At 70.8% G+C, this 1,071-nt stretch carries 1 pseudogene; it reads left to right on the plus strand.

The annotated features are described in order from the left end of the window. Positions 1-181 precede the first annotated feature (181 nt). Positions 182-1,071, plus strand: a pseudogene (locus tag AB0M27_RS48160) (TROVE domain-containing protein); the annotation flags it as partial.

Genomic DNA, 1,071 nt, shown 5'->3' on the forward strand with positions numbered 1-1,071 from the left:
CGATGCGCCCGGCTGCGGCTACTTCCTTCTGACAACCAAGTGACGCCGCCGCCCCCTTTGATCTCGGCAGGCGCGGGCGTCTTCGCCCCGTCGGACCATTTGGCCGGGGCGTCCAATCCTTTGAATCCGGGGGGATTCGCTGCCTGGTTACACCCCACGCGTCTCCAAGATCTGGTCCGAGATGCTCGTGGCCCCGCACATCTCGGCGGCCGCCAGCTCCCTGCCCCCACCACGGTTCCATCACGGGCCCGCCAGAGCGGACTTGTGCACCTACGAGGGCGGCCCGGCCTTCGTCCGGGAGCCCCGCGAGGAACTCTTTCTCCTTGCGGTTGGCAACTTCGTCTCCCAGCGAACCTTCTACGAGAGCGGTGAGGAGCGGGACGACCGCTACACCCGTCTCGTCGGTGAACTCGCTGTCCAGGACCCCGTGTGGACGGCCGGCCTGCTGCGCTGGCTTCGCGGCGAGGGCAACATGCGCACGGCGTCCCTGGTGGGCGCCGCCGCGTACGTGCAGGCTCGGCTCGAGGCCGGGGCGTCCGCAGGCCCGTCCAACCGGTCCGTGATCGACTCGGTGCTCCAGCGCGCCGACGAGCCCGGCGAACTGCTCGCCCACTGGATCTCGGTGCACGGGCGGAAGGTGCCACAGCCCGTGAAGCGGGGCATCGCCGACGGTGTACGCCGGCTGTACACGTCCCGGTCCCTGCTCAAGTACGACACCGCGTCCAAGGGCTTCCGCTTCGGCGACGTGCTCAACCTGGTGCACGCCTCCCCCGACCCGGACAAGCCCTGGCAGGGCGCGCTCTTCCGGTACGCCCTGGACCGCCGCCATCATCCGGATCAGGCGGTTCCGCCGGCCTCCGACCACCTGCTGACCGCCCACCGGGCGCTGATGGAGTCGGCTGCGGATGAACGGCGAGCGATGGTGACCGGGCCGGGCGGCTCCGAGCGGCTGGCCGCGGCGGGCATGACGTGGGAGGCCCTGGCGGGCTGGCTCCACGGGCCGATGGACGCCGTGGTCTGGGAAGCCGTGATCCCCACGATGGCGCCGATGGCGCTCCTGCGGAATCTGCG

It is taken from the genome of Streptomyces sp. NPDC052107 (assembly GCF_040680215.1).
In the GTDB taxonomy this organism is placed as follows: domain Bacteria; phylum Actinomycetota; class Actinomycetes; order Streptomycetales; family Streptomycetaceae; genus Streptomyces.